This is a genomic window from Halochromatium roseum (genome assembly GCF_016653315.1).
Lineage (GTDB): Bacteria > Pseudomonadota > Gammaproteobacteria > Chromatiales > Chromatiaceae > Lamprobacter > Lamprobacter roseus.
Genome location: NZ_NHSH01000065.1, coordinates 26,067 through 49,816, shown reverse-complemented (window position 1 = coordinate 49,816; position 23,750 = coordinate 26,067). Strand labels below are relative to the sequence as shown.

General features: G+C 63.3%; 18 protein-coding genes and 1 pseudogene. 7 read left to right on the top strand and 12 right to left on the bottom strand.

What is annotated here, in order from left to right:
* Nucleotides 1-7: 7 nt before the first annotated feature.
* The 4 genes and pseudogenes from CCR96_RS16320 to CCR96_RS25120 form a co-directional block, all read right to left on the bottom strand.
* On the bottom strand, nt 8-841 hold the full coding sequence (locus tag CCR96_RS16320; RefSeq protein WP_201221202.1) for a chemotaxis protein CheW: 834 nt from the start codon (nt 839-841) through the stop codon (nt 8-10).
* Between the two features lie 206 nt (nt 842-1,047).
* Nucleotides 1,048-2,020, bottom strand: a pseudogene (gene pyrC / locus CCR96_RS16315) (dihydroorotase).
* Between the two features lie 80 nt (nt 2,021-2,100).
* Nucleotides 2,101-2,235, bottom strand: coding sequence for a response regulator (locus CCR96_RS25125; protein ID WP_274601140.1), 135 nt, complete (start codon nt 2,233-2,235; stop codon nt 2,101-2,103).
* A complete protein-coding gene (locus CCR96_RS25120) occupies nt 2,210-2,344 on the bottom strand; it encodes a response regulator (RefSeq protein WP_274601139.1) in 135 nt (44 codons plus the stop codon). The genes CCR96_RS25125 and CCR96_RS25120 overlap by 26 nt, the downstream gene beginning before the upstream one ends.
* Nucleotides 2,345-2,684: 340 nt before the next feature.
* Between CCR96_RS25120 and CCR96_RS16310 the strand changes: the two genes are divergently transcribed.
* From CCR96_RS16310 to CCR96_RS16295, 4 genes are all read left to right on the top strand, one after another.
* A complete protein-coding gene (locus tag CCR96_RS16310; protein ID WP_201221200.1) occupies nt 2,685-5,429 on the top strand; it encodes a hybrid sensor histidine kinase/response regulator in 2,745 nt (914 codons plus the stop codon).
* A gap of 18 nt (nt 5,430-5,447) precedes the next feature.
* Nucleotides 5,448-5,597 carry a hypothetical protein gene (locus CCR96_RS16305; protein ID WP_201221198.1) on the top strand — a complete coding sequence of 50 codons (150 nt, stop codon included), beginning with the start codon at nt 5,448-5,450 and terminating at the stop codon, nt 5,595-5,597.
* Between the two features lie 270 nt (nt 5,598-5,867).
* Entirely contained in the window at nt 5,868-6,293 is a 426-nt protein-coding gene (gene fliW / locus CCR96_RS16300; protein WP_201221196.1) for a flagellar assembly protein FliW, read from the top strand.
* A gap of 510 nt (nt 6,294-6,803) precedes the next feature.
* On the top strand, nt 6,804-7,139 hold the full coding sequence (locus CCR96_RS16295; protein ID WP_201221194.1) for a sulfur globule protein CV3: 336 nt from the start codon (nt 6,804-6,806) through the stop codon (nt 7,137-7,139).
* 267 nt (nt 7,140-7,406) lie between these two features.
* Here the strand turns inward: CCR96_RS16295 and CCR96_RS16290 are convergent, their stop codons facing one another.
* The 5 genes from CCR96_RS16290 to CCR96_RS16270 form a co-directional block, all read right to left on the bottom strand.
* Complete coding sequence (locus CCR96_RS16290; protein ID WP_200249624.1) at nt 7,407-8,369, bottom strand: sulfurtransferase; 963 nt, start codon at nt 8,367-8,369, stop codon at nt 7,407-7,409.
* Nucleotides 8,370-8,422: 53 nt separating this feature from the next.
* Entirely contained in the window at nt 8,423-9,145 is a 723-nt protein-coding gene (locus tag CCR96_RS16285; protein WP_201221192.1) for a Uma2 family endonuclease, read from the bottom strand.
* Between the two features lie 202 nt (nt 9,146-9,347).
* A complete protein-coding gene (locus CCR96_RS16280; RefSeq protein ID WP_201221784.1) occupies nt 9,348-13,070 on the bottom strand; it encodes a DEAD/DEAH box helicase in 3,723 nt (1,240 codons plus the stop codon).
* Nucleotides 13,071-13,075: 5 nt separating this feature from the next.
* Complete coding sequence (locus tag CCR96_RS16275; protein ID WP_201221190.1) at nt 13,076-14,899, bottom strand: hypothetical protein; 1,824 nt, start codon at nt 14,897-14,899, stop codon at nt 13,076-13,078.
* Nucleotides 14,900-15,420: 521 nt separating this feature from the next.
* Nucleotides 15,421-16,053 carry a LysE family translocator gene (locus CCR96_RS16270; protein WP_201221188.1) on the bottom strand — a complete coding sequence of 211 codons (633 nt, stop codon included), beginning with the start codon at nt 16,051-16,053 and terminating at the stop codon, nt 15,421-15,423.
* A gap of 284 nt (nt 16,054-16,337) precedes the next feature.
* Between CCR96_RS16270 and CCR96_RS16265 the strand changes: the two genes are divergently transcribed.
* From CCR96_RS16265 to CCR96_RS16255, 3 genes are all read left to right on the top strand, one after another.
* Entirely contained in the window at nt 16,338-17,813 is a 1,476-nt protein-coding gene (locus CCR96_RS16265; protein WP_242519168.1) for a transposase, read from the top strand.
* A 615-nt stretch (nt 17,814-18,428) separates the two neighbouring features.
* A complete protein-coding gene (locus CCR96_RS16260; protein WP_201221186.1) occupies nt 18,429-19,577 on the top strand; it encodes a coiled-coil domain-containing protein in 1,149 nt (382 codons plus the stop codon).
* Between the two features lie 118 nt (nt 19,578-19,695).
* Nucleotides 19,696-20,292 carry a hypothetical protein gene (locus CCR96_RS16255; protein ID WP_201221184.1) on the top strand — a complete coding sequence of 199 codons (597 nt, stop codon included), beginning with the start codon at nt 19,696-19,698 and terminating at the stop codon, nt 20,290-20,292.
* On the opposite strand, the gene bioA is transcribed toward CCR96_RS16255, so the two are convergent.
* The 3 genes from bioA to CCR96_RS16240 all read right to left on the bottom strand — a co-directional run bounded on the left by bioA (nt 20,199) and on the right by CCR96_RS16240 (nt 23,699).
* A complete protein-coding gene (gene bioA, locus CCR96_RS16250) occupies nt 20,199-21,545 on the bottom strand; it encodes an adenosylmethionine--8-amino-7-oxononanoate transaminase (RefSeq protein ID WP_201221182.1) in 1,347 nt (448 codons plus the stop codon). The two genes, CCR96_RS16255 and bioA, sit on opposite strands and share 94 nt — an antisense overlap.
* A gap of 120 nt (nt 21,546-21,665) precedes the next feature.
* Entirely contained in the window at nt 21,666-22,736 is a 1,071-nt protein-coding gene (nadA, locus tag CCR96_RS16245) for a quinolinate synthase NadA (protein WP_201221180.1), read from the bottom strand.
* A gap of 243 nt (nt 22,737-22,979) precedes the next feature.
* The gene (locus tag CCR96_RS16240; protein WP_201221178.1) at nt 22,980-23,699 is read right to left on the bottom strand and encodes an NUDIX hydrolase; all 720 of its coding nucleotides are present in this window, start codon (nt 23,697-23,699) and stop codon (nt 22,980-22,982) included.
* Nucleotides 23,700-23,750 lie beyond the last annotated feature (51 nt).

Sequence of the window (23,750 nt, the reverse complement as noted above, 5' to 3'; positions counted from 1 at the left end):
TTGCTCGTTAGGCAGCGAGACCCAAGGCTTGGGATGAGCGCAGCGGTAACAGCAGCGCCTCGAGGTCGAGCAGTTGCACCATCTGTTCGCTGTCTTTGCGTCGGCCGATCTCGTTGACGCAGCGCGTGCCCACTTCCCCCATGTCGGGAGCGCTCTGGCGCCCCTCTTCGTCCAGGTATTCCACCGCAGTGACCTTGTCCACACTCAGCGCAACGAGCTGCCCATCCCAGTCCAAGACCAGCGCAATTTCCCGAACGCTTGCGCGGAGGAACGCTCGGGTTTCGGCGAACAGGGCTTTGAGTCGCTTCAGCGTCGAGCCGCGGGCCTGTTCGAGGCGGTGCAAGGCCAGCTCGCGCTCTCCGTTTTCGCTCATGCGGATCAAGTCCACGCCTAAGGCATGAAGGGCTTTGTGTGGCTTGTCAAACGCCTGTAGCTGGTTCTGTAGAAGGGGGTTATCAGTGTGGAAGTGGTCATACCACTGTCCAAATGCGCAGCGATGAGGGTCGGTCGTTAGATGAAAGGTGCTCTCTTCGCGCAATGCAGTCTCAAGCGCCTCGAGCCAGTTGACGTGGTCCTGCTCGCGCGCCTCGAGCAGATCGATGAGCGCGTGCGTTTCCTGCTCCAGTGAGGCCATACCCAAGCGTTGACGGGTATCGAGGAGCACGGCGATCTCTCCGCGCAGGTCGATCACGCCCCGGATGTCGCTGGCGGCCTCGGGCAGCACCGTGTGCTTGGGGATCTCGATCATCTCGCGGACGTGTCGGGTGTTGATCGCGTAGAGTTGCGATTGCAGCTCGAACACTACCCAGGGAGAGTCGTCGGTATCGGACACGATCATCATTGATGCCTCAGTTATCGGCGCCCGCGTCCCCGAGCGGTAAAAAGGGCGAGAGTGGCTCCACGCGCCGTTAGCGCTTCATAATAGGCTTAATCTTAACAATTTTCCGGTGAAACACGGAAAATTCTTGTGGTTGATGAGGCGACTCTTGGGTCTACCCTCAATGGCGGAGGGCGCGGCCAGCGCAGCTCCATGGCCGTTTCAGCGATTCAAACCAGTCGCCAGGCGACTTCGGTCCCGGCGCGCAATGGCACGATCTCGTCCAACCCTGTGCTGATCCGCTTGGGCACCGACCAAGCATCGGCTTCAAGGGTAATCTTGTCGTCATTCCTGGGCAGGCCGTAGAAATCCGGACCATGGAAACTCGCGAAGCCTTCGAGTCGATCCAATGCCCCGGCGTCGGCGAAGACCTCGGCATACAGCTCAATCGCCGCCGGCGCACTGTAGATGCCGGCACAGCCGCAACCCGACTCCTTGGTGTTTTTTGGATGCGGTGCCGAATCCGTCCCGAGAAAAAAACTTGGGCATACCGCTGGTGGCCGCCTTCACCAAGGCCTGACGATGGGTTTCGCGCTTGAGCAGCGGCAGGCAGTAATGATACGGCCGCAAACCCCCATCGAAGATCGCATTGCGATTCAGTAACAGATGATGCACGGTGATGGTTGCTGCGACCCGCTCAGAGGCCTCCAGCACGTAGTCGACCGCGTCTTGGGTCGTGACGTGCTTGAGCACGGTGCGCAGGGACGGAAACCGTGTATTGATCTGCTGTAAATGCCGCTCGATAAACACCGCTTCTTGGTCGAAGACATCGATATCCCGGTCGGTGACTTCGCCGTGCAGCAACAGCGGAAGATCGACCTCCTGCATGGTCTCGAACACCGCATCAACCTTGCTCAGGTCCCGAACCCCGGCGTCGGAATGGGTCGTTGCACCCGCTGGATAAACCTTGACCGCATAGATCGAGCCTGAAGCCTTGGCCCGGCGGATCTCGTCAGGCGAGGTGTTGTCGGTCAAGTACAGTGTCATCAGCGGATCGAAGGTCATGCCCTCAGGAACCGCCGCCAGAATGCGCCTGCGATAGGCCTCGGCCTGGGCCACGGTGGTCACCGGCAGCTTTAAGTTGGGCATCACAATGGCTCGCGCGAAACAACGAGCGGTGTCCGCAATCACGGTCTTCAGCATGTCTCCATCGCACAGATGGAGATGCCAATCATCGGGTTTGGTGATTCAGTCATGCTGGCTGCAGCCTGCTCGTGCCTCGGTTACTGCAGCAGGAAACGGCGCAGCAGTGCCTTCAACTGGCGGATGTCGATCGGCTTGTTGAGGTGAGCATTCATGCCGGCTGCCAGGGACTTTTCGATAGCGTCGGCGTCAGCGGTCAGCGCGATGATCGGCATCTCGGCATCGTAGGGTGCGGATCTGGCGGGCAGCCTGGTAGCCATCCAGAACCGGCATCTGGATGTCCATCAGGATCAGCTCGGGGCGTTGGTCTGGAGTCTCTGCCATGGGGTGATCAGGGGTCGAGTTCGTACACGGGGTTTTAGTGCCTAGCCGGGTTTGGCTCAAGCCTGTGCGGTGCGCTAGGAATCATGGCTGTGACCTTGGGCAAGCCGGTACATTGACCTAGCCTAGCAGATCAGGGGTGTGCGAATGCGCGCTGCCAAAGCGCGCGGCGGCCGGCAGCGCTTCGCATCCATGCGTATGATGGGCAACGGGTTTATGATTCAGGCTACATTCAGGAATTGATTAAGAAGTGTCAATGCACCAGGGGTCTTTTACCTCACGCACATTTCTATCACCTTTTGGTCCTCTATCCGTCGTCATCCTGCTGCTCCTCAACGCGTTGATGCCGCCGGCCGCCCTGGCTGGCGATCTGCTGATCGATGCCGAGGAGCACCTGGCGCTGGGGCCGCATTACCAGTACCTCGAGGACCCGCGCGGGGAGCTTGAGTTCGAGGCCGTGATCGGCTCGGAGCGCTTCCTGGCCAAGGACTTGGGCAAAGACCCGAATCTCGGTTACGACACCTCCGTCTGGTGGGTCAAGGTGTCTCTGTTCTCGCCACGGGGTGGGCAGCGGCTGTTGGAGCTGCCCTTTCCGACCCTGGATGAGGTGCGCGTCTATTTGGTCGATCAGGCCAGCGGGGTGCTGTTGTATCAGGCGGCCGCCGGTGATCTGCGTCCCTTCGCTGAACGCCCCACGGTGCATCGCAACTTCGTCTTTCCGCTCCAGCTGCCGGCGGGCCAGCCCGTGGATCTCTATCTGCGGGCGGAGAATCAAGGCAGCCTGACGCTTGGCACCTTGCTCTGGCAGCCAGAGGCCTTTCAGATTGCGACGGCGAAGTCGAACTTGGCGCTCGGGCTCTATTTCGGCATCTTGCTGGCGCTACTCGCTTACAACGGCCTGCTCTACCTGTCGCTGCGCGATCCGCTCTATCTCTGGTATCTGCTCTTCGTGGCTTCGATGGCGCTGGGGCAGGGCGCCTGGACTGGATTGTTCTTCGCTGAGCTGTGGCCGGGGTGGCCGGCTTGGGGCAATCTGGCAACGGTGATGGGCTTCAACCTGACCGGCCTGTTTGGCGCCATCTTTTCACGCATCTTCCTTGATACGCGTCGTTACGCACCCTGGGCGGATCGCATCCTGCTGCTCTGGGCCGTCATCTTTGGTGCCCTAGCCATTGTTGCGCCTTGGAGCCCACATCAGTTCAACGCCATGGCGACCTCGATTGCCGGGCTGCTGTTTCCGGCATTTGCAGTCGGCGCGGGTGTGCAGGGATGGCGCAATGGGGTGGTCTCAGCGCGCTTCTTTATGCTCGCCTGGACCATCCTCTTAGTGGGTACCGCGCTGCTGGGCGCGCGTAACCTCGGTTTGGTGCCGACCAGCTTCTTGACCCGTTATGCGATGCAGATCGGCAGCGCCTTGGAGATGTTGTTGCTGTCGTTTGCGTTAGCCGAGCGGATCACTGAGCTGCGGCGCCTGGCGGCACAGGCGGCCGAGGCGCGCGCTGAGACCGAGACCAAGAGCCGCTTCCTCGCGCACATGAGTCATGAGGTGCGCACCCCGATGACGGGCATCCTGGGGATGGCGCAGCTGGTGCTGCGAAGCCCACTGCAAGCACAGCAGCGTAAGTATGTGCAGATGATCGAGACCTCGGCGGAGTCCTTGCTTGGCATCCTCAATGACATCCTCGACTTCTCGAAGATGGAGGCCGGCAAGCTGCGGCTCGAGCGGGTGCCGTTTGATCTGCGGCGGCTGATCGAGCGGGTGATGCAGCTGGTCGAGGTGGCGGCGCAAGAGAAGGCGCTGGCCCTGGTGGTCGACTATCCCGACGCGCTGGCGCGGATGTATCTCGGCGATAGCCTGCGCCTGACACAGGTGCTCACCAATCTGTTGAGCAACGCGGTGAAGTTCACCCCAGCCGGAGAGGTCCGCCTGCGCGTTCGCCAGCCAGCGCCCGGGCGCCTGCGCTTCGAGGTTGAGGATACCGGCATCGGCATGACACCAGAGGAGCAAGGACGCCTGTTTGCGGCCTTCAGCCAGGCCGACACCAGCACCACCAGGCATTTTGGCGGCACCGGCTTGGGGCTGGCCATCAGCCAGCAGCTGGTGACGCTGATGGGTGGGCGGATTGAGGTGTGGAGTGAATCAGGCCGAGGCAGCTGTTTCAGTGTCGACATTGAGGCGGCGGTTGTTCTCGATGAGGATGGTTGTCCTGAGGATGTTGATGCTAAGGACAATTGCGACGAGGACAGTTGTGACGAGGTCGCTCGGGATGAAGCCGAGCCTGATGATGGTTTTCGTGAAGAACCTCATGCTAAAGAGGCTGATCCGGAAGCATCTTTGGTTCATCCGCCTCCGTTTTCGCTTCAGCTTCAGTCTAACGGCCATGGCGACGCACCACCTACGGCAGATGGATTCCGCAAGATCCATGATGTTAAGCCTAAGCCTGGCGAACAGCCGCCGCTGTTTGCCGGTCGCAGGCTGCTGCTGGTTGAAGACAACTTCATCAACCGTGAACTCGTGCTGGGATTTCTGCGCAACACGGGTCTGCTCATTGAGACAGCCGAGAATGGGCAGCAGGCGGTCGATAAGCATGCGGGCAACCGCTTCGATCTGATCCTGATGGACGTGCAGATGCCCGTCATGGACGGTTATGAGGCGACGCAGCGTATCCGTGTCATGGATGCCAAGGTGCCGATCATCGCGCTGACCGCGAATGCCTTCCCAGAGGATATCGCCAAGTCCCAGACGGCCGGTATGAATGACCATCTCAGCAAACCGATCTCAGCGCGGGACTTGCTCTCACGGATAGAATGCTATTTGCCAGCCACTCATAATCCGTCAGCAACGGTTGCTGTCGCCCAGACCGCGCAGGCCGACCCTGAGCAAACAGCAACTGCCGTCGGCGCTGCCGAGCAACCACGGCTTGCGGGTTTGCTAACCCTCGATGTGGATGCGGCTTTAGCCCTCATGGGTGGGAATGCTGAGCTGTATGTTTCGGTCTTGCAGCAGTTTCTGTCCGATTATGCTGACTTCAAGCTTGACTTTAAGCTTGCTCGGGGCGTGCCGGATGCTGCCACGATTCGCCAGTAGCTGCATGTGCTCAAGGGTTTGACTGGTCATCTTGGTCTACAACGCCTGCAGGCGCTTGCCACGACCCTATACCAAGGGGATGAGCCAAGCCTATACGCGGCCTTTGATCGGGAGATGATCGAGGCGCGCAAGGAGATCGCGGCGTTTATTCAACGCCAGTCGTTGTGACGGGCGACATCTCCATGGTGACCGTCCAACCCTTGGCGCCGTGCGATGAACCGGGGCGAGCTGGTGCGATCCCGAACGCTAGCGACTATTGCGCTAGAGTGACTCTCGGGTTGACAACCGAGATCTGTTGAAGCTGGCCTCAATGCCCTTGTTGCACAGACCAGGGCGCGCGCATGGTCTAGAATGAGTTTCGAAATGGTCGCATCACTGTCGTCGGCCATCGTTTAATCTACCCGCCGTCAATGGACTGGGGTCTTAAGGGAGCAAGCCATGAGTGAGTCTGTGAACAGCATGTCCGCGTCAACCGACCAAGCCATCGTTTTCCCAAACGGCATCGGTGGTTTTGAAGACTATAGAGAATACCGGCTGTTACGCAGTCAGCAGCCAGAGAGTCCGCTGTATTGGCTGGAGGCGGTCGCCGAGCCGGCGATCAGCTTTACCGTGGTGGACCCGCGCGTCTACGGTCTCAACTATGTCCTCGAGCTGACCGAAGAGGAGCAGACCTTATTGGAGGTCACCGAATCCGACGAGGTCGTGGTGTTGTTGATGCTGGCCAAGCGCGATGCGGCGGACGCGGTGAAGCCGAGCATCTATGGCAACATCGCCGGTCCCATCCTGGTCAATGCCCGCAACCGCTTGGCGCTGCAAAAGGTGGTCAGAAACAAGCGTGTCGAACTCAACATCATCGGCGGTTGAGGGGTAATGCTTTGTGGTCACATCGGTGACCTTATCGCCACCGCTGAGATTCTTCGATCGCGAGATCAGCACTAGATCGCCGGCCTCGAGGCCCTTGGTGACTTGCACCTCGCGGCTGTTGCCGACGTCCAGTTCGACCGCGGGGTCAACTGGGCACGCCTAGCCGCTGCTGGGGCGATCGATGCCGCTGTTGATGTTGAGCAGTGTGCTCCTACTGGCGCCCGCGAGCGCCCTGAAGCCAGGGCATGGCAGGCCTGACTATTGAGCCGTTTGCGTTCAGCCGTTCCCGTTCGCGCGACGGCAGCACAACCCCAATGCGGCTAAGGATGGTCAATGATTGCAGGTTGCGGCTTGACGGTCGTGTGACATCGTTCATGAGCATTGTCGAATATTGATCTCAATCAACCCGGCGCGGCGGTTGTCTGCCTAAGCTAGCTCGGCACCGTGCCGAGGCACCAGTACCAAGGGGCGGTGTGCGCGATTGATAATCTCAATGAACGGAGGTTAGAAATGCTCATCAAGAAGCGTCTATTGCTCGCCGCCAGTCTGGCTGGCGCAACCCTGTTCGCGGCCGGCTCCGCGAACGCCTTCTGGGGGCCGTTCAACCCCTGGAACTGGGGTGATGGTTGGGGTCCAGGCTGGGGTAACGGCTGGGGTGGTCCTTGGCATGGGCCGGGTTACGGCTATGGCTATCCCGGTTACTGGGGTGGCTATCCCGGTTACTACCGCGGCTATCCTTATGCCTACGGCGTTGCGCCTTATGGCTATGGCTATCCCGGTTACGCGTATCCAGGCTATCCCTATTCGGATCCCGCCACCTCAACCGGAAGCGGCTCATCGAAATGAACCGCGCTGGGGCGCTTTGCTGTCGCAAGGGCCGGTTGGATCGGCTGGGCCTTGTGTAAACGCCCTCGCTAGTCAGTCTGTCGCATCCGACGCAGTTACTGGATGGCCTCGGTCTGCGTCGGTGCCTCCATGCAGGACTCGATCAGCGCTGGATCGAGCAGCGGCAGCTTGCGGCTGCGTTCGAGCCGCTGATACTGATGTGCCGGCAATGCGCCCTGCGGTAGCGGACAGGGCGAGCCTCGGGTAAGAGTGGGTCTGTGTCCTAGCTTAGCAGGCGTCGCAAAGCTCGATCTCGGCGCTGATCGGGAGGCTGTCATCGCGTGCCCATTCCATCATCGAGCCGTCGTAGAGGACGGCATCTTCGTTGCCGAGCACCGCGTAGGCCGCAAACCAGGTCAGGGCGGCGCGGTTGCCGCTGTGGCAGAAATGGATCTGCTCGCCATCGGTCGCGACGCCCCGGGCCTCGAACAGCGCCTTGAGTGCGCCCGGGCTGCGCAGCTTGCCGGAGCCGCTGTCGCTGATCCAATCGTGCGGCAAGTGGCGCGATCCTGGGATGGTGCCAGGGCGCTCGGCAGCGTCGCCGGTGTAGATGCCAACGAACTCGCCTTCGCTGCGGGCATCGACCAGCGGCGTCTTCGCGGCGAGCGCGTCGCGGACGGCTTCGGCGTTGGGAGCCAGCTCGGGTTGGAGCGTTGCTCGATACTCGGTTGCAGGGCGCTGCTCACTTCCACGCGCGAGCGCTGCACCCGTATCGGCATAACCGACTAGGCCGCCGTCGAGCACGCTCGCTTGCTCATGTCCTAAGACCTTGAGTGTCCAGAACACACGGGCAGCGGCGGCTAGGTCACTGGCTCCGCGCCCGGTTGCGACGATGACGACATGGTCGTCTTTGCTCACGCCAAGCTCGCTGAGCATGGCTTCGAGCTGCGCGATCGGTGGCAACATCGATGTCAGCTCACTGGCGTTGGCATTCGCGTTGGATCGAGCAGCCGCCTTGCTGTCTGGCTTCGGCGGCTGCGTGCGCCAACGATCATAGGGCGCATTCGCTGCGCCTGGGATGTGGAAGCGTTGATAATCCTTCGCTGATTGGATGTCCAGCACGACCAGGTCCGATTGGTCCTGGTTGGCCTTGAGCCACTGGGCGTCGACCAAGGGCGGTGCGCTGGCGAACGTCGGCGCACTCAGGAAGGCGAGGAGGGCGAGGAGCAGGGGGCGGATGTGTCGGTTCATGGGGTCGTGATGCTGCCAGAGTCAGGGTGATGTGAACAGCGCTTATAGGCCGCTTAACTGGCGACGAAGTGCGGTCCTTTGTCTCGTGCTTCAATCTTAAAAATAGAGACGAGAGGCGATCTTTTGCTCGGCCTGCCCGAGTTGATTCCACTGAGCTTCCGGATGGCTTCGGTCTGGGTCGGTGCGCCCATGCAGGACTCGATCAGCGCTGGATCGAGCTGCGGCAGCTTGCCGCTGCGTTGGAGCCGTTGATACTGCTCGCCTTCGAGGCCATAGAATTGAAGTCGCTCTTGTTGCCAGAACCAGACCTCCGGCACCTCCAGCGCGCGATAGACCTCGAGCTTGTTCAGCCCGCCGCTGGTGCGCACGACCTCGATGGCGATATCCGGTCGACTGGACTCCGTCTCGATGGGCTCGAGCAGATAGCACTCGTCGGGCTCGGCGCCGCGTTTGGCGAGCGTCGACTTGATGGTCCAGGAGCCAAACCCGGCTATGGCAAGATCCATCTCTAGCGCCCAGGCCTCGATCAGCCGGCCAAGCGTTGTCTTGTCAAACTCGTGATACCTGGATGGCGTCATCAGCTCCAGCACTCCGTCGATAAAGGTCAGCCTCGGGACCGCAGATTCACCGCGGATCTCGAGCAGCCGCTCGTAGTCGCTCCAGTCGGCATGATCGAGCAGGACGATTTGGTCGTCGGGCTGCGCGGCTCGATGGGCGGGAGCCGGCATGGGTGCTGATGCTGCTGTGTCGGCAATGCGCGCTGCGGTGGCGGCCATGGCGAGCCTCGGGTGAGAGTGGGTCTGCGCCCTAGCTTAGCAGGCGTCGCAGAGTTCGATCTCGGCGCTGATCGGGCGATAGGAGCTGCGCACCGAGCGTGCAGAGCAGGACAAGGGAGAGCCAGGCTCCAGGGTCACTCGTGTCTGCTCCCGGCCCAGTGCATCGAAGAAGGTAGGCGTTCGCTACAGCAGATTGCCATGCTCACTCGCCACCGCTGTCCTGCACCAACGCCAACATCTCGGCATAGCTCAGGCGGCTGCTGTCATCGGTCCCTTCCAGCAGCGCGTCGGCTAGGCTGCGCTTGTTGGCGTGCAACTGCAGGATGCGCTCCTCGATGGTGCCCTTGGCGACCAGTCGGTAGATGGTCACCGGGCGCTGCTGGCCGATGCGATGGGCGCGATCGGAGGCCTGGTCCTCGACGGCCGGGTTCCACCAGGGGTCCATGTGGATGACGTAGTCGGCAGCGGTGAGATTGAGTCCGGCACCACCAGCGCGCAGGCTGATCAGGAACAGCTCGCCATCGCCGGATTGGAAGGCGGTCACCGCGGCGCGGCGCTGCGGCTCCGGGGTGCTACCGTCGAGGTATTGGTAGCGGATGCCGCGACGGTCGAGATGCTCGCGGATCAGCGTGAGATGATCGACGAACTGGCTGAACACCAGTGCCTTGTGGCGGTTCTCGATCAGCTCGTCGACGATGTCGGCGAAGGCGTCGAGCTTGCTGCTCGGTAAGGTGCTGTCGGGCAGCGCGAGGCGCGGATGGCAGCAGGCGCGGCGCAGGCGCATGATCTCAGCGAGCAGCTGCATGCGCTGTTGGCCAGGGTTGGCGTTGGCCTCGGCGTCTTCGAGACGGGCGATGGATTCGCGGCGCACGGCTTCGTACAGCGCTTGCTCGCTGTCGCTCAGCTCCAGGCTCAGCGTGATCTCGGTGCGCGGCGGCAGCTCGCTCAGGACCTCGCTCTTCAGGCGACGCAGGATGAAGGGGCGCAGCAGCTGGCGCAGGCGCTGTCGGGCGCCCTGGTCCTGATGCTGCTCGATGGGGTTGGCGAAGCGGGCGTTGAAGGATTCCAGCGAGCCGAGCAGACCGGGGTTGATGAAGCGGAATAGGTTCCACAGCTCGCCCAAGTGGTTCTCGATCGGGGTGCCGGTGGTGATGATCCGAAACGCGCCCTGCAGCTGCATGATGGCCTTGGAGCGCTTGGTGAGGGCGTTCTTGAAGGCCTGGGCCTCGTCGGCGACGATGGTCTGCCACTGCACCTCGGCGAGGCGCTCGGCCTCGGTCTGCAGCAGGCCGTAGCTGGCAATGATCAGATCGAAGGGACCGGCCTGTGCCAGCATCGCGGCGCGATCACCGGCGCCGAAGCGCAGCGGGCGCAGGGTCGGCGCGAAACGCGTGGCCTCGTCCAGCCAGTTGCCACAGACCGAGGTCGGCGCCAGCACCAGCGTTGGCCCCTCGGGTGCGCGCGCCAGGATCAGCGCCAGCGCCTGAACGGTCTTGCCGAGCCCCATGTCGTCGGCGAGACAGGCACCAGCGCCCCAGTGCGCGAGCCGGGCCAGCCAGCGGTAGCCTTCGGCCTGGTAGTCGCGCAGCTCGGCTTGCAGGGTGGAGGGGATGGCCGGGTCTAGCTCGCGGACCTCGTGAAGGCGTGCGAGCAGCTGCTCCCAGGCCGGTGATGAGGCGATCTCCATGCCGTCCATGAGCTCGGCGATGGCGGGTGCCGCGAGCGGATGGAAGCGGCCGCGGTCGGTCAGGCCGCGCAGCCCGTCGAGACGGCGCCGCAGGGCGTCGCTCAGGCTCAGGATCTCGCGCTCGCCGAGGCGCACGAAGCGGCCCTTGGCCTCCGCGGCTTGGGCCAGCAGCTCGCGCAGCTCCAACACCCGGCCATCGTCCAGATGCAGGCCGCCGCCGAGCTCGAGCCAGTCTTGTTTCTGATTGACGCTGGTGCGCAGTTGGCCGACTTGGGCCGCGACGCTGAGCGTGATGCGCTTGCCCTTGGGCCAGTCCAACACCACCGCATCGCCCAAGGCTTGCAGTTGCTCCAGCGCGGTCAGGGCCGCCTCTGGGTCGTCGAGTTGCCAGCTCGTCGAGGCACCGTCTGCGAGTGCCGGGCAGGCTGTTAAGAGTTGTTGCACGGCCTGGCGCTCGGCGCGCAGATCGCGGGTGCAGCTGACGGCGCGGCCATTGAGGTCGGTCAGCAGGGTGGCGCTGCCCTCGCCGGGGTGCAGCTGGGGGCCGGCATCGCCGAAGGGATGCACGAAGAGTTCCAGCTGCAGCCCAAGATCCAGGCCTTGACCGGTCGGGGTCAGGTGCAAATGTGGGCGCACATCGGCCGGCACCTCTTCAGCGGCGCTGCTGTCCCCGCCGCCGATATCCGAGTGGACTGTTAGTAAGGGGGCCACCGAGGACAGCGTCTTCAGCAACTCCTTTTTCGAGGCTTTGGGCACGACCAGTCCGTCCGCGCCAAGGATCTCACCGATCTGTTGGTGGCTGCTGTCGAACTGCACCAGCCGGACGCGATGGGCACTTTCTTGCACCGGCTGCACGCCGCGCCCGCCTTGCGGGAAGGGCTCGATGCGAACCAGCAGGTCCTTGCCTTGCTTGACGACCCGCAGGGTGGGGCGAGCCGGGATCAGCTCCAGCGGCGTCTCGTCGCTCGGATCGGCCAGCACCAGCGGGTGGCCGACAGCGGCCAGCAAGGCGCAATCTGGGTTCAGGCTGTAGCTCTGTTGCGTCGCACTGCCGAAAGGGGTCTGCTGCCGCTCACGCACGATGCAGGCGCAGATGGCCCGGTCGCGAGCGCTGAGATGGGGCATCAGCTCGGGCTCGTTGGCCAGGCGAGACAGGGCGACGGCGCGACCCCGCGTCCAGCCGCCGCCCCTGGTGCGCTTCTGTTCGCGCGGCTCAAGGTTGGCATAGCTGCCTTGGATCACCAGCAGCCAAACGAGGCGCAGATCCTGCTCAGGCTGGTTGTTCTTGGAGGGGGCGTGATCGGGCGCGAGTCGCTGCAGCGCTTCCAGCGCCAGTGTCCAGGGCGGTTTGGGTTTGAGGAGATTGGTCAAGTTGACCAAACTTGGCGGGGTTGCGGGCGCCGGCGGCAATGGGTCTCGATAGCCGATCACATCGAGCAGCGCGATGATCTCGCTCAGGAGCCAGCGGGAACTTTGCTCGTCGAGCTGCGCGATACCCGGCGCAGTGTTTTGACTGCTGCCTTGCTCGGTGTGTTGTTTGGCGGTCTGCTGAGGGCTCTGCTTGGCGCTCTGCTTGGCGCTCTGCTGAGCGTACTGCTCAGCGTATCCTGCAAGCGCGCGCTGGATGTCGGCATGAATTGGCTCGCTAAGCCAGTGGAGCGCCAAGGCGCGAAACAGTAAAGCCAGCGGCCGATGGGCGCCATAGCCGAAGCCGTGCTGGATGGCATAGCACTCACTGGGCTTGCTCTGACCGGCCAGCACCTGAGCCAGCTCGCCGATGACGCGAAAGGCCGCTTCGAGCTTGTCTGTGACGCTCGCGCGCAGGCAGGTTTGCACCTGCTGGTGCACCTTGGCGAGATCGTCCGGCTCGCCACGCTGCAGCAGCGCCAGCAGATAGAGCGCGCCGGGTAGGCCAGGTAGATAGAGGTTGCGCTTGCGGGTGCTTTTGCGCTCTGCCTGATGGGCCTGGTCGAACAGGCTGATCGCGTCGGCGTCATCACCGCGCAGGACGCACAGCCAGCCCTTCAGCGTCAGGGCCTCGGTGGGGGTGCGCTCGGCGAGCAGGGGCTCGAGCTGTGCGGCGGGCAGGCGCAGCAGCTCCAGCGCGGCATCGGCATCGGCATCGGCCTGTAAGGCGCGCTCGATGAGGTCAGTCCGCTGAGCCTGGGCCTGGTTAGGGGCTTGATCCTGATCCTGATCTTGATCCCGGGTCTGGCCCTGGTCCTGGTGCTCAGCCATCGGGGTCAAGGTGCAAGCTCCGGCAGGACGAAGTCGAGCTTGGCCAGTCCCTTGCGGAAGGCGTTGAGCTTCTTCTGCGGCACGCAGAGCTGCCGCTCACCGGCGCGGCTGCAATGCGCGGCGGTGGCCGGATCGGTGCTGAGCATCGCGGCCAAGGCGGCATCGCGGCATTGGATCAGCCGCGCCGGGCCGGCATCGGTCAGCGCCGTGGCGCGCTCCTCGACGCGCGCGAGCAGATTGGTCGCCTCGGCTGGCAGGTCGCCCTCTACGGACGTTTCGAGGAAGGTTCGGATGCGCTCGCGCTCGGCGGCATCGACGCCGCGGTTGAAGAGGGCCTCCGTGTTCAGGCCCCAGCGATCCGCCGACAGCGACTTCGCGATCTGCTCTAACTGTAGCTGTTCGGCAGGCTCCGCTGGCCGGAGCAGATCGAGGTTTAGATCCACGTCCATCCGGAACAAGGGGGGGCGCTCCGCGAGCTGAGCGACGTAGTGCTCGGTCAGGTCCAGGCAGTAGGCACCGAGCGCGTTGAGGCGCAGGTAGCGCAGACCGTCGTAGCGGCTCAGAAAATCGAGGTCGTCGGCGCCCCAATGATCGTAATAGTCGGGTCGAGCGCGGTAGGGTCGTGAGTAGGCGATATCGATTATGCCGAGCGTGGCGAGGTACTCGAACAGATAAGCCAGCGTGTAGCGCGCCTCGAGGATCTCGAAGTTGGCAGCGCCGTCATAGCCGAGTGAGCCATAATTGGCATCCGAAAGATACAGCTTCCAGGGGTTTCCGCTGACATCGAAGCGGTAACCCTCGGCCTTCATCTGCCGGAACAGGTCATCCACGGCGAGCCATTCGCCCACCGGGCAGCTGGCGCGCAGGGCGTCTTCGATGACCAAGCGCCGGTCCATCGGCGCTGTGAGTCTGACGCCTTTGCTGGTCTGCCCCTTGATCAGGTCTACACGGCGCAGCTCATCGGGGCTGCCCTTGCGCTGCCAGCGCTCGTACAGCTGCTTGACGACCTCGTGAACGGGCTGCGACAGCGCCTTCTTACCCTTGGCGGTCAAGCCGAGCTTGCTGCCGTCGATCTTCGCCAGGCCGCCGGTCTGCAACAGCAGTGGCCAGGCAAAGGGGCGAATCGGGCGGATTGGTCCGCCGGCCCAGCGCGGTTCGTCATTGTCATCCTCGGCGCCATACCAGTCGCCGCCGAGCAGCACCGACTCAAGGCGCCGGATCGCGGCGGCGCTGGGCAGGCCGGTCTTGGGGCCCACGCCAATGCCGCCCTCTGCAATCAGCCGGAGCACCGCGGGTAGATCCTGATGGGCCATCATCTCGGTGTCTGCTCGTCGCAGGGGCTCGGACTCGTCACCGCTGAAATGCTTGATGGTGACCGTCTCCGGTAACTGCTCGTCATCCAGAGTGGCAATGCGCAGGGGCGGCGGCTCTGGTACCAGTTGCGCCAGACGCGCGGCGAGGTCGGTTGGGATGTCCGTGCCGAAGAAGAACAGCTTGAGTGTGCTGGGCTGGTGCTTGGTCTTCGAACGGCCGAGCCCGAGCCAGAGATAAGGGTCGTAGGTGAAATGATCCGGCAGTGCTTCATATTTGGCTTTGAAGGCCACTGCGCTGAAACTGCCATTCCAGTTGTAAAGGGTCTCGGCGACGGCGTTGCGCTCCAGCTCGCTCAGCCCGGCGACCAGTGTGGCGAGTGCATCGGAGAGCAGATAGCCAGCGAGGCCGTTGACCAGACTGTCTTTGACGTTCCCGGTCCGTAGGTCCGGGATCTGGCTGCAGCGTTGCTTCAGTTCGATCACGGTCAGTGATCTGAGGGCTTCTTTCAGTGTCATGGAATCGTCGAGGACGGCTGGGTTGTTCCGAAGCGATTGCGGGGACTCGACATCGGCTTCTGCAGACAGTCTTGTCAAGGTTTATCCTGAAAAATTGGTGTATCGGTTCGTCGTGCACGGTGATGCCGGTGCTGCCGGTATGATGTCGGATCTGGTGTTGCCCAGCATGGCCCAGCATGCGCCAGTCCAGCAATGTGTCGGTCCAGCATTGTTTCGGCCCAAAAGCTGCCATGGCGAGAGTTGCGCTGGCGATATCCAAAAATATTTTGGATCAATAGCACCCTCATTGCGCGCCCACCTTAGCCTTGGGGCTTCTGTTGCAATCGTTGGTCGTGGTACGCGCCCTCGGGCAGCAGCTTGGTGCCGCACGTGGGGCAGCGTTCATCCTGGCAGGGGATGCCGTTTTGGTGTGCGGTGCGCTAGTCGCAACTATACACTCGGAATTGTCAGGTGATGCGGAGGAACCTGCACTGACAAGTCGTGTTTTGGTGCTCTTTGCTCCACTCGGTTTCGGTGAGCAATCAGAACAACGCTGAGATGGCGCGGCTCGCGACGAACAGGGCCAGCGCCAGCAGCAGCGCGGCATAGATCCGTCCAACATAGACGACATGGCGCTCCAGCGCCACCAGCAGTCCGCTGCGCACCAGCACCAGGACCACGGTTGAGTACCACAGCGCATCGATGCCGCCGATGGTGAGCACCAGCAGCGCTTTGGCGCCGAGTCCCTGGTCGACGGTGATAAAGGGCGCGAACAGCGCCAGCATGAAGATCGCGAGCTTCGGGTTCAGGAAGGCGATCATGAAGCCATCGCGGGCGGCCATGACGATTCTCTCACCGCTGATCGCGTCCCCAGTGGCTGGTGTCATCATCGCGCGTTGGCGCAGCGCGCCGCTGGCCAGAAAGACCAGGTAGCCGGCAGCGGCGAGCTGCAGCAGTGCGAACAGCCTGGGCGAGGCGGTCAGCAACGCCGCCAGACCGGCAACCGTCAGCACGGCATAGAGCCCGACCGCAAGGCCGTGGGCCAGGGCCGCCGCCAGCCCCGCGCCACGCCCACCACGCAGCATGCTGCCGAGCACCACCGCCAAGCTCGGACCCGGGGTCATGGCGCCGAGCACGCAGAGCAGGGCGAGGGAGAGCCAGGCTTCAAGGGTCATTCATCACCTATCGGAGTTGTGTTCAAGCAAGCCCAGGGCTGTGCTGGCTCCAACAGAGACATTTGCGCAGTCTCTAACTCACTGAATTGAATGAGCCTACAAGTCGGGTCGGATTTCGTTTACCCCAGCGGAGAACGAACAATCAATGACTTGCGCGTGACGCTCGGCCGAGAAGGGGAAAAATCACCCCAGCCGCCCCGCAGGGGGTGAAAAAGGGCGGCCACCAAGGGATCATTGTCGCTGTCGAGACGACACCCCTGAAGAGGAGAGACCCCTTGGTGACCATGACACAAACGAACCTGTTTTCCTGGGACGCGATCGAGGCGCGCAGCGACCTCGATCGCCTGCAGTTAGCGATCGATCATCTCCCCGATGAGCGCCTGATGCAATACCTTGAGGTGATGCGCCAACAGGGGCGCAACGACTATCCAGTGCGCCCGATGTGGAACGCCCTGCTTGCCGGTATTGTCTTCCAGCACGCGAGCATCGAATCCCTGCTGCGCGAGCTCGCCCGCAATCCCAGCCTCATGGAGGCCTGCGGCTTCGACCCGCTGCCGATTCAGCGCAAGCCCAAGCCCCAGATCGTGACCGATCCTGAGACGGGCCTCGCGCGCATTGAGGTGCCGCCAACGCCAGCGCCGGTGCACGCGGCGCCTTCAAGCTGGAACGTCTCGCGCTTTCTGGCCAAGGTCATCGAGCTGGAAGAGATGCTGGGCATGATCAGTGAGCTGGCGGTGATCCTGCGCGAGCAGCTCATGGCGGAGCTGCCCGACTTCGGTCAGCATCTCGGCTTCGATGGCACCGACATCGCCAGTCACAGCACCGGGCAGAAAGCGCGCACGAGCGCTCAGACCTCCGACCCCGATGCCGATTGGGGCCATCACGAAACCCAAGGCGTTGATGCCGCCACCGGCAAAGCCTGGAAAAAGATCAAGCGCTGGTTCGGCTACGGGCTGCACCTGATCGCCGATACCCAGTATGAGATCCCGGTAGCCTTTGAACTCACGCCCGCCTCGGTGTCGGAACAGCCGACCCTACGGGCGATGATCCGCGACCTGTTCAGCGAGACCCCGGCGTTGGCTGAACGCTGCCGAGACTTCAGTGCCGATCGCGGACTCGATAGCGCCGAAACCAAGGCGCTGCTGTGGGATCAGTACGCCATCCGCCCGCTGATCGACACCCGAGCGCTGTGGCGCGAGGAGAAGAACGACCCAGACTACGACCCCTCCAAGCCGATCACTCGCCCCCTCAATCCCGAGCGGGCTGACACCATCGTGCACACCGAGAAGGGCTCGGTTCACTGCGTTTGTCCGGTCACCGGCGAACAACGCGACCTGGCCTTTCAGGGCTTCGAGGCCGATCGCAACGCCCTCAAGTACCGCTGCCCGGCGGCCGCCTATGGGCTGGAGTGCCAAGGTCAGGCCCAATGCCACCAGGCCGGTGGGGTGACACCCGGGGAGTTTGGGCGCGTGGTGCGCATCAAGCTCGATGAGCACGACCGGCGCATCTTCGTCCCCACGCCACAGGGTAGCCCGAGCTGGCAGCGCGGCTACAAACGCCGCAGCGCCTTGGAGCGGATCAACAATCGCATCGATCGCCACTTCGGCTTTGAGCTGCACTTCATCCGCGGCATCGCCAAGATGACTACCCGCGTCGGCTTGGCCATCGCGGTGATGATGGCCATGGCGCTGGGCCATGTCCGACAGGGTCGCCCCGAGCAGATGCGCTCGTTGGTGCAGCCGATCCCGGCGACGGGTTAGCCCGACCTCCGCTCAAGCAGGCGGTTTTGGATCGGGGCAAGGCTCCCGAGGGTGGCGCTTGCCGATGATTCGCGAGCGATGAGAATAAATCTCATCTGAAGGGTCTGGTGGCGCTCCCGTGCGCTTTGGATGCCCCGTTCGCGCTGCTCCGCCAGCGGAATCGCTCTGGCTCTGCGGGGGCTGGGCGGCCGAAAATCGCTACAGCGCAAATGTCTCCAACAAGAAAGCACTAGCCGGGCTGTTCTATTCAATGATATTGCCCAGGATGCTCGCCGCCAGCCTGATCGCTTGCCCTGATACCCGCACCGCGCAGGCTCGACTGCAACGACGGCACCCCACGCGCGTAGGTCATCGAGCGGGGGCGAGCAGGCAAGGTACCGCTGCCCGTGAAAGCGGCAGACGGGGTGAAATGCTACCCTTCTCATCAGGATCGGTTTGGGACTGCACGCTCGACATGGGTGCCACCAGCATCGGCCTCCTCGATGCACCGAAACAATCCTGCTCAATGGCCGCAGTCGGCGAGGAATCCAAACAGGACGGTTGGTCCGCTTGCAGCGGCCGCGGTCCTTGCGGCGCTGCCGCCGGTGGATCTGCAATCAACTGCCTGAGACCCTGATGAGCGAGTATCAATACTTCGAGTTCCAAACCATTGATCAGCCCTTGAGCGCTGAGGACATGACTGAGCTGCGGCGCTGGTCCTCGCGCGCCGAGATCACCCCGACTCGGTTTTGGAACGAATATCACTGGGGTGATTTCAAGGGAAGTCCACGGCGCTGGATGGAGCGCTATTTCGATGCCTTCCTCCACGTTGCCAATTGGGGCACGCGCTGGCTGATGCTGCGTCTGCCCCTTGCCTTGCTGAAGGAGCGCGAGATCGGTGACTATCTGCTTGAGGACGGCCTGGAAGGGTGGCAGACCGCAGAGCATCTCGTGCTCTCCTTCATCTCGCAGACGGACAATCCGGACTGGGAGGAAGGGCACGGCTGGCTCTCGTCTCTGATCGGGGTACGCTCGAGCCTGATGCGTGGTGACCGTCGCAGTCTGTATCTCGGGTGGCTGGCGCAGGCCGGTGCCGGTGATCTCGACGAGGTGGCCGAGGAGCCGCCGGTTCCGCCCGGCCTGGGCGAGCTGGATGCCCCTCATCGGGCCTTGGCCGAGTTTCTCCGCATCCCGCAGGATCTGCTCGTCACCGCCGCGGAGGCGAGTGCCCCGCTACAGGCCCATGCGATCGGTGCGGCCGACATTGAACGCTGGTTGGCCGAGCGCTCAACGGCCGAGAAAGATGCGTTGCTCGCGGAACTGATCATCGGCGACCAGCCCTATCGCCTTGCCGAGCTGCGGCAGCAGATCGAGCGCGAGCTGCAGCCAGGCGAGGATGCGGAGGGCTTGCCGGCTCGCCGAACGGTGGGCCAGTTGCTCGAACGCGCCGAGATGCTCCATCGCGAACGTCGGCAGCGCGAGGACGCGGCACGCGCCGCCGAACAAGCGCGTAAGGCGGCCGAAGCGGCCGCGGCGCGCAAACGCTATCTCACCACGCTGCGTGGTCAAGAAGAGGTGCTGTGGCGCAAGGTCGATGACCTCGTCGAACAGCGTTCTGCATCCGCTTACCAACAGCTGGTCGAGCGACTCAAGGATCTGCGCGAGCTTGCCGAGACCGATGGTGCGCTCGAGGCCTTTTCCGCTCGCTTGCGACGGCTGCGAGATCAGCACAGTCGCAAATCGGCGCTGATACGTCGGCTTGATCGGGCCGGGTTGGTGGGTTGATTGACACCGCGCATGCAGTAACTTCTCAATAAGTCATGGCAACCGGGAGTCGCTGCTGCGTTACCATGGCGACCAGACACTCTCATCCTGACCCCGACAAGTCCCTGCCTGAACCGCTGTGATCGAACTCCCACTCATTCCCGAGACCGAGCGCACCGCGCTGATCGAGGAGTTGGTGCGCCTGATCGAGACCTTGGCCGAGCAGACCCAGCAGCAGACCGAGACCATCCAACAACTGCGCGATGAGATCGCGAAGCTCAAGGGCGAGAAAGGCAAGCCGCGCTTCAAGCCCATCGGGATGGAGCAGAAGGCCGGACAAGGCGAGGACCAGGAAGGCGACGAGGACCCGTCCAAAGGCACTCGCAAGCGCCCGGGCTCGAGCAAGCGCGCCAAAACCGCGCAGCTGAAGATCCACGAAGACTGCCGTATTCCGCCGAGTCAACTACCCCCACCGGGCTCGCGCTTCAAGGGCTATCGCGACGTGGTGGTCCAAGATCTCAAGATTCAAGCGCACAACACCCGCTACCGCCTTGAGGTCTGGCAAACCCCGGATGGCGAGTGGCTGTGCGGCGAATTGCCAAGCACCCTGCAGGGCGGACACTTCGGCACCGGCCTGCGCGCCTACGTGGGCGCTGACTGCGCAAGTACCTCGACAACCGCCGCTGTGAGCCACTGCAGCTCCTCGTCGCTGATGATGAAGGGTGGCATCAGGTAGACCAAGCGCCCAAACGGACGCACCCAGACGCCTCGTTCGACGAAACGACGCTGGATCTCACGCATGGCGACCGGCTGTTCCATCTCGACCACGCCGATGGCGCCGAGGACGCGGACGTCGGCGACTCCAGGGAGTTCGCGGCAGGGCTCAAGGTCGCTCTTGAGCCGCTGCTCGATGCGCGCGATATTGGCCTGCCAGCCTTGGCCGCCGGTGCCGGAGCCAGGGCTAGGCCCAAGCAGCAGGTCGATGCTGGCAGTGGCGATGGCGCAGGCCAGTGGGTTGCCCATGAAGGTCGGGCCGTGCATGAAGGCGCCCGGCTCGGCGCTGGAGATGGCATACGCGACCTGCTCGGTCGTCAGCGTGGCGGCCGAGGTCAGATAGCCGCCGGTGAGCGCCTTGCCGAGCGTCATGATGTCTGGGCTGATACCGGCGTGCTCGCAGGCGAACAGCCGGCCGGTGCGGCCAAAGCCAGTGGCGATCTCGTCGGCGATCAACAGCACGCCATGCGCGTCACAGAGCGCGCGCACCCGCTGCAGGTACTCGGCCGAGTAGAAGCGCATGCCACCGGCGCCCTGGACAATGGGCTCTAGGATGACCGCCGCGATCTCGTCGCGATGGGTCTCGATCAGGCGCTCAAACTCAGCAATGTCGTCATCGCTGCAGGGCTCGCCGAAACGCGCTGTCGGGGCCGGCGCGAAGAATTGCTGTGGCAGTACTTGGTTGAAGAGATGGTGCATGCCGGTGACTGGGTCGCAGACCGACATCGCATGGAAGGTATCGCCGTGGTAGCCAGAGCGCAGGGTGAGAAAGCGCACGCGCTTGCGCTGACCGATGGCCTGCTGATACTGCAGCGCCATCTTCATCGCGACCTCGACCGCGACCGAGCCGGAATCGCAAAGAAAAACCTGCTGCAACGGCTCAGGCGTGATCCGCACAAGCCGCTCGACCAGCCCGACCGCCGGCGCATGGGTCAGACCGCCAAACATCACATGCGCCATCTGCTTGAGCTGCTCGCGCGCGGCCTGATTGAGCAGTGGATGGTTGTAGCCGTGGATCACGCACCACCAAGAGGCCATGCCGTCGATGAGGCGGCGGCCATCCATCAGCTCGATCTCGCAGCCCTGGGCGGCGCGGACTGGATAGACCGGGTCGCGGTCGATGGTCGAGGTGTAGGGATGCCAGGCGTGGCCGCGATCGATTGCCAGCAGGCGCTCGATCTCGGTGCTGGATGATAAAGCGTCGTTGGTGCTCATCGAAGACTCTGGCTTTTCAGCCTGTCGCGTTCGGGGCGTCATGGCGGAAGGCGGGCGCCAAGACTCGCAAGGCGGTATCCCCTTTGTCAGACATCGCCTTGTGGCGTCGTCTGTCGAGGCTCAGCGAATGCCGCGAGTCTGACCAATGCCCTGCTCGCGGGCGAACTCGAGCATGCGCTGGATCGGGATCACGGCGCGCTGGCGGATGGCCTCATCGATCTGGATCTCCTGGTCGCCGCGCCGCAGTACCTGTTCGAGATTTTGCAGCGCGTTCATCGCCATCCAGGGGCAGTGCGCACAGCTCTCGCAGGTGGCGCCTTCGCCGGCGGTGGGGGCGGCGATCAGCGTCTTGTCGGGTGCAAGTTGGTGCATCTTCCAGAAGATGCCCTCGTCGGTGGCGACGATGAATTCGCGATTGGGCAAGTCGCGGACGGCCTTGATCAGCTGGGTGGTGGAGCCGACCACGTCGGCCTGGTCGACGATCTCATCGGGGGATTCAGGGTGGACCAGAATGGCTGCGTCCGGATGCAATCGTCGGACGCGCTCGAGCGCGAAGCCCTTGAACTCCTCATGCACGACACAGGCGCTGTCCCAGAGCAGCATCTCAGCGCCGGTCTGTCTTTGCACGTAGCGCCCGAGGTGCTTATCGGGCGCCCAGAGGATCTTCTCGCCGCGCTCATGCAGGTGCTGGACGATCGGTAGCGCGATGCTGGAGGTGACGACCCAGTCTGAGCGTGCCTTGACCTCGGCGCTGGTGTTGGCATAGACCACGACGCTGTGATCGGGATGTGCGTCACAGAAGGCGCTGAAGGCCTCAGCCGGGCAGCCCTCGTCGAGCGAGCAGGTGGCCTGCAGCGTCGGCATCAAGACCCGCTTCTCGGGATTGAGGATCTTGGCCGTCTCGCCCATGAAGCGCACGCCGCAGACGACCAGCGTCTTGGCGCCACTCTCGGCGCCGAAGCGGGCCATCTCCAGCGAGTCGGCGACATAGCCGCCGGTCTCTTCAGCCAGCTCCTGCAGGTCGCCGTCGACATAGTAATGCGCGACCAGCACCGCGTTCTGTTCGGCGAGCAGGCGCTTGATGCGGTCCTTGAGCGCGGTCTTGGCGGCAGCGTCGAGGGCTGGCCAGGTCGGATGCGCAGGGACCTGGATGCGGTCGCGGATGGGGGCTTCCTGGGTCGCGGTGGTCATGCTTGTCTCCGGGGCGACTGCGGCTGTTCGTGGACGATCATCGTTGGTTGCTGAGGATCGATCAGGTCTTGGGCGCAATGCTGTGGGCCCAATGCTTGGGCGCAATGGCCGTTTTGTGTTCGGTCTTGGTCGAATCGCCGCTGCAACGGCTTACCGACGGGCGGTTGTTGAGCGCATCAGGCATCAGGCATCAGGCATCAGGCATCAGGCATCAGGCATCAGGCATCAGGCAATGAGCGCTAACTATTTGAGGAACGCGATGCGCTCGCGGTCGAGCAAGCGATAGACGCGCGCCGGGCGATGGCTGCCGCGCCGGCGGAGTTCTCCGGTGTCTTCGATGACCTCCAACGCTTGCGCCCACTTGCGGAAGTTGCGCTTGTCGATCTCTGCATCAACCAGGGTCTCGTAGACCCGTTGCAGCTCGCTGAGGGTGAAGGTCTCTGGCACGAGCTGAAAGGCGATGGTCGAGTAGTCGAGTTTGGCCACCAGACGGCGATGGGCCATCGCAATGATCTCGTCGTGGTCGAAGGCCAGTGGTGGCAAGGCCGTGACCGGAAACCAGGCGGCGGCCGCGGCATCATCGCCGGCGCGTACCTGGAGCCTAGACTCGGGTGCCAATGCCAGATAGGCGACGCTGATCACCCGCTCGCGCGGATCGCGTCCGGGCTTGCCGAAGGTGCCGAGCTGCTCGAGGTACAGGTTCTCGACCCCGGTCTCTTCCGCCAGCTCACGCGCGGCGCAGGTCGCGAGGTCTTCATCGATATCAACGAAGCCGCCGGGGAGCGCCCAGCTGCCCTTGTACGGCTCGTTGCCGCGCTCGATGAGTAGCAACTGTAGCCGATCGTCGCGAATCGTAAACAGGACGACGTCAGTGGTGACCGCCGGATGTGGGTAGCGGTAGCAATAAGGCTGCCCAGGGTTGGTGGCGGTGGCGGCATCGCTGGTTTGGGGCTTGTCGGTCATCGTTGACGGCTGTTGGCTGTTTCCCTTTGGTTAACTTAGTGTATGAGTTAC

Bases quoted from the DNA above. Each gene is read 5' to 3' on its own strand.
- CCR96_RS16320 (WP_201221202.1), bottom strand. From the start codon at position 841: ATGATGATCGTGTCCGATACCGACGACTCTCCCTGGGTAGTGTTCGAG.
- CCR96_RS25125 (WP_274601140.1), bottom strand. From the start codon at position 2,235: ATGCCGATCATCGCGCTGACCGCTGACGCCGACGCTATCGAAAAGTCC.
- CCR96_RS25120 (WP_274601139.1), bottom strand. From the start codon at position 2,344: ATGGCAGAGACTCCAGACCAACGCCCCGAGCTGATCCTGATGGACATC.
- CCR96_RS16310 (WP_201221200.1), top strand. From the start codon at position 2,685: ATGCCGCCGGCCGCCCTGGCTGGCGATCTGCTGATCGATGCCGAGGAG.
- fliW (WP_201221196.1), top strand. From the start codon at position 5,868: ATGAGTGAGTCTGTGAACAGCATGTCCGCGTCAACCGACCAAGCCATC.
- CCR96_RS16295 (WP_201221194.1), top strand. From the start codon at position 6,804: ATGCTCATCAAGAAGCGTCTATTGCTCGCCGCCAGTCTGGCTGGCGCA.
- CCR96_RS16290 (WP_200249624.1), bottom strand. From the start codon at position 8,369: ATGAACCGACACATCCGCCCCCTGCTCCTCGCCCTCCTCGCCTTCCTG.
- CCR96_RS16285 (WP_201221192.1), bottom strand. From the start codon at position 9,145: ATGGCCGCCACCGCAGCGCGCATTGCCGACACAGCAGCATCAGCACCC.
- CCR96_RS16280 (WP_201221784.1), bottom strand. From the start codon at position 13,070: ATGGCTGAGCACCAGGACCAGGGCCAGACCCGGGATCAAGATCAGGAT.
- CCR96_RS16275 (WP_201221190.1), bottom strand. From the start codon at position 14,899: ATGACACTGAAAGAAGCCCTCAGATCACTGACCGTGATCGAACTGAAG.
- CCR96_RS16270 (WP_201221188.1), bottom strand. From the start codon at position 16,053: ATGACCCTTGAAGCCTGGCTCTCCCTCGCCCTGCTCTGCGTGCTCGGC.
- CCR96_RS16265 (WP_242519168.1), top strand. From the start codon at position 16,338: ATGACACAAACGAACCTGTTTTCCTGGGACGCGATCGAGGCGCGCAGC.
- CCR96_RS16260 (WP_201221186.1), top strand. From the start codon at position 18,429: ATGAGCGAGTATCAATACTTCGAGTTCCAAACCATTGATCAGCCCTTG.
- bioA (WP_201221182.1), bottom strand. From the start codon at position 21,545: ATGAGCACCAACGACGCTTTATCATCCAGCACCGAGATCGAGCGCCTG.
- nadA (WP_201221180.1), bottom strand. From the start codon at position 22,736: ATGACCACCGCGACCCAGGAAGCCCCCATCCGCGACCGCATCCAGGTC.
- CCR96_RS16240 (WP_201221178.1), bottom strand. From the start codon at position 23,699: ATGACCGACAAGCCCCAAACCAGCGATGCCGCCACCGCCACCAACCCT.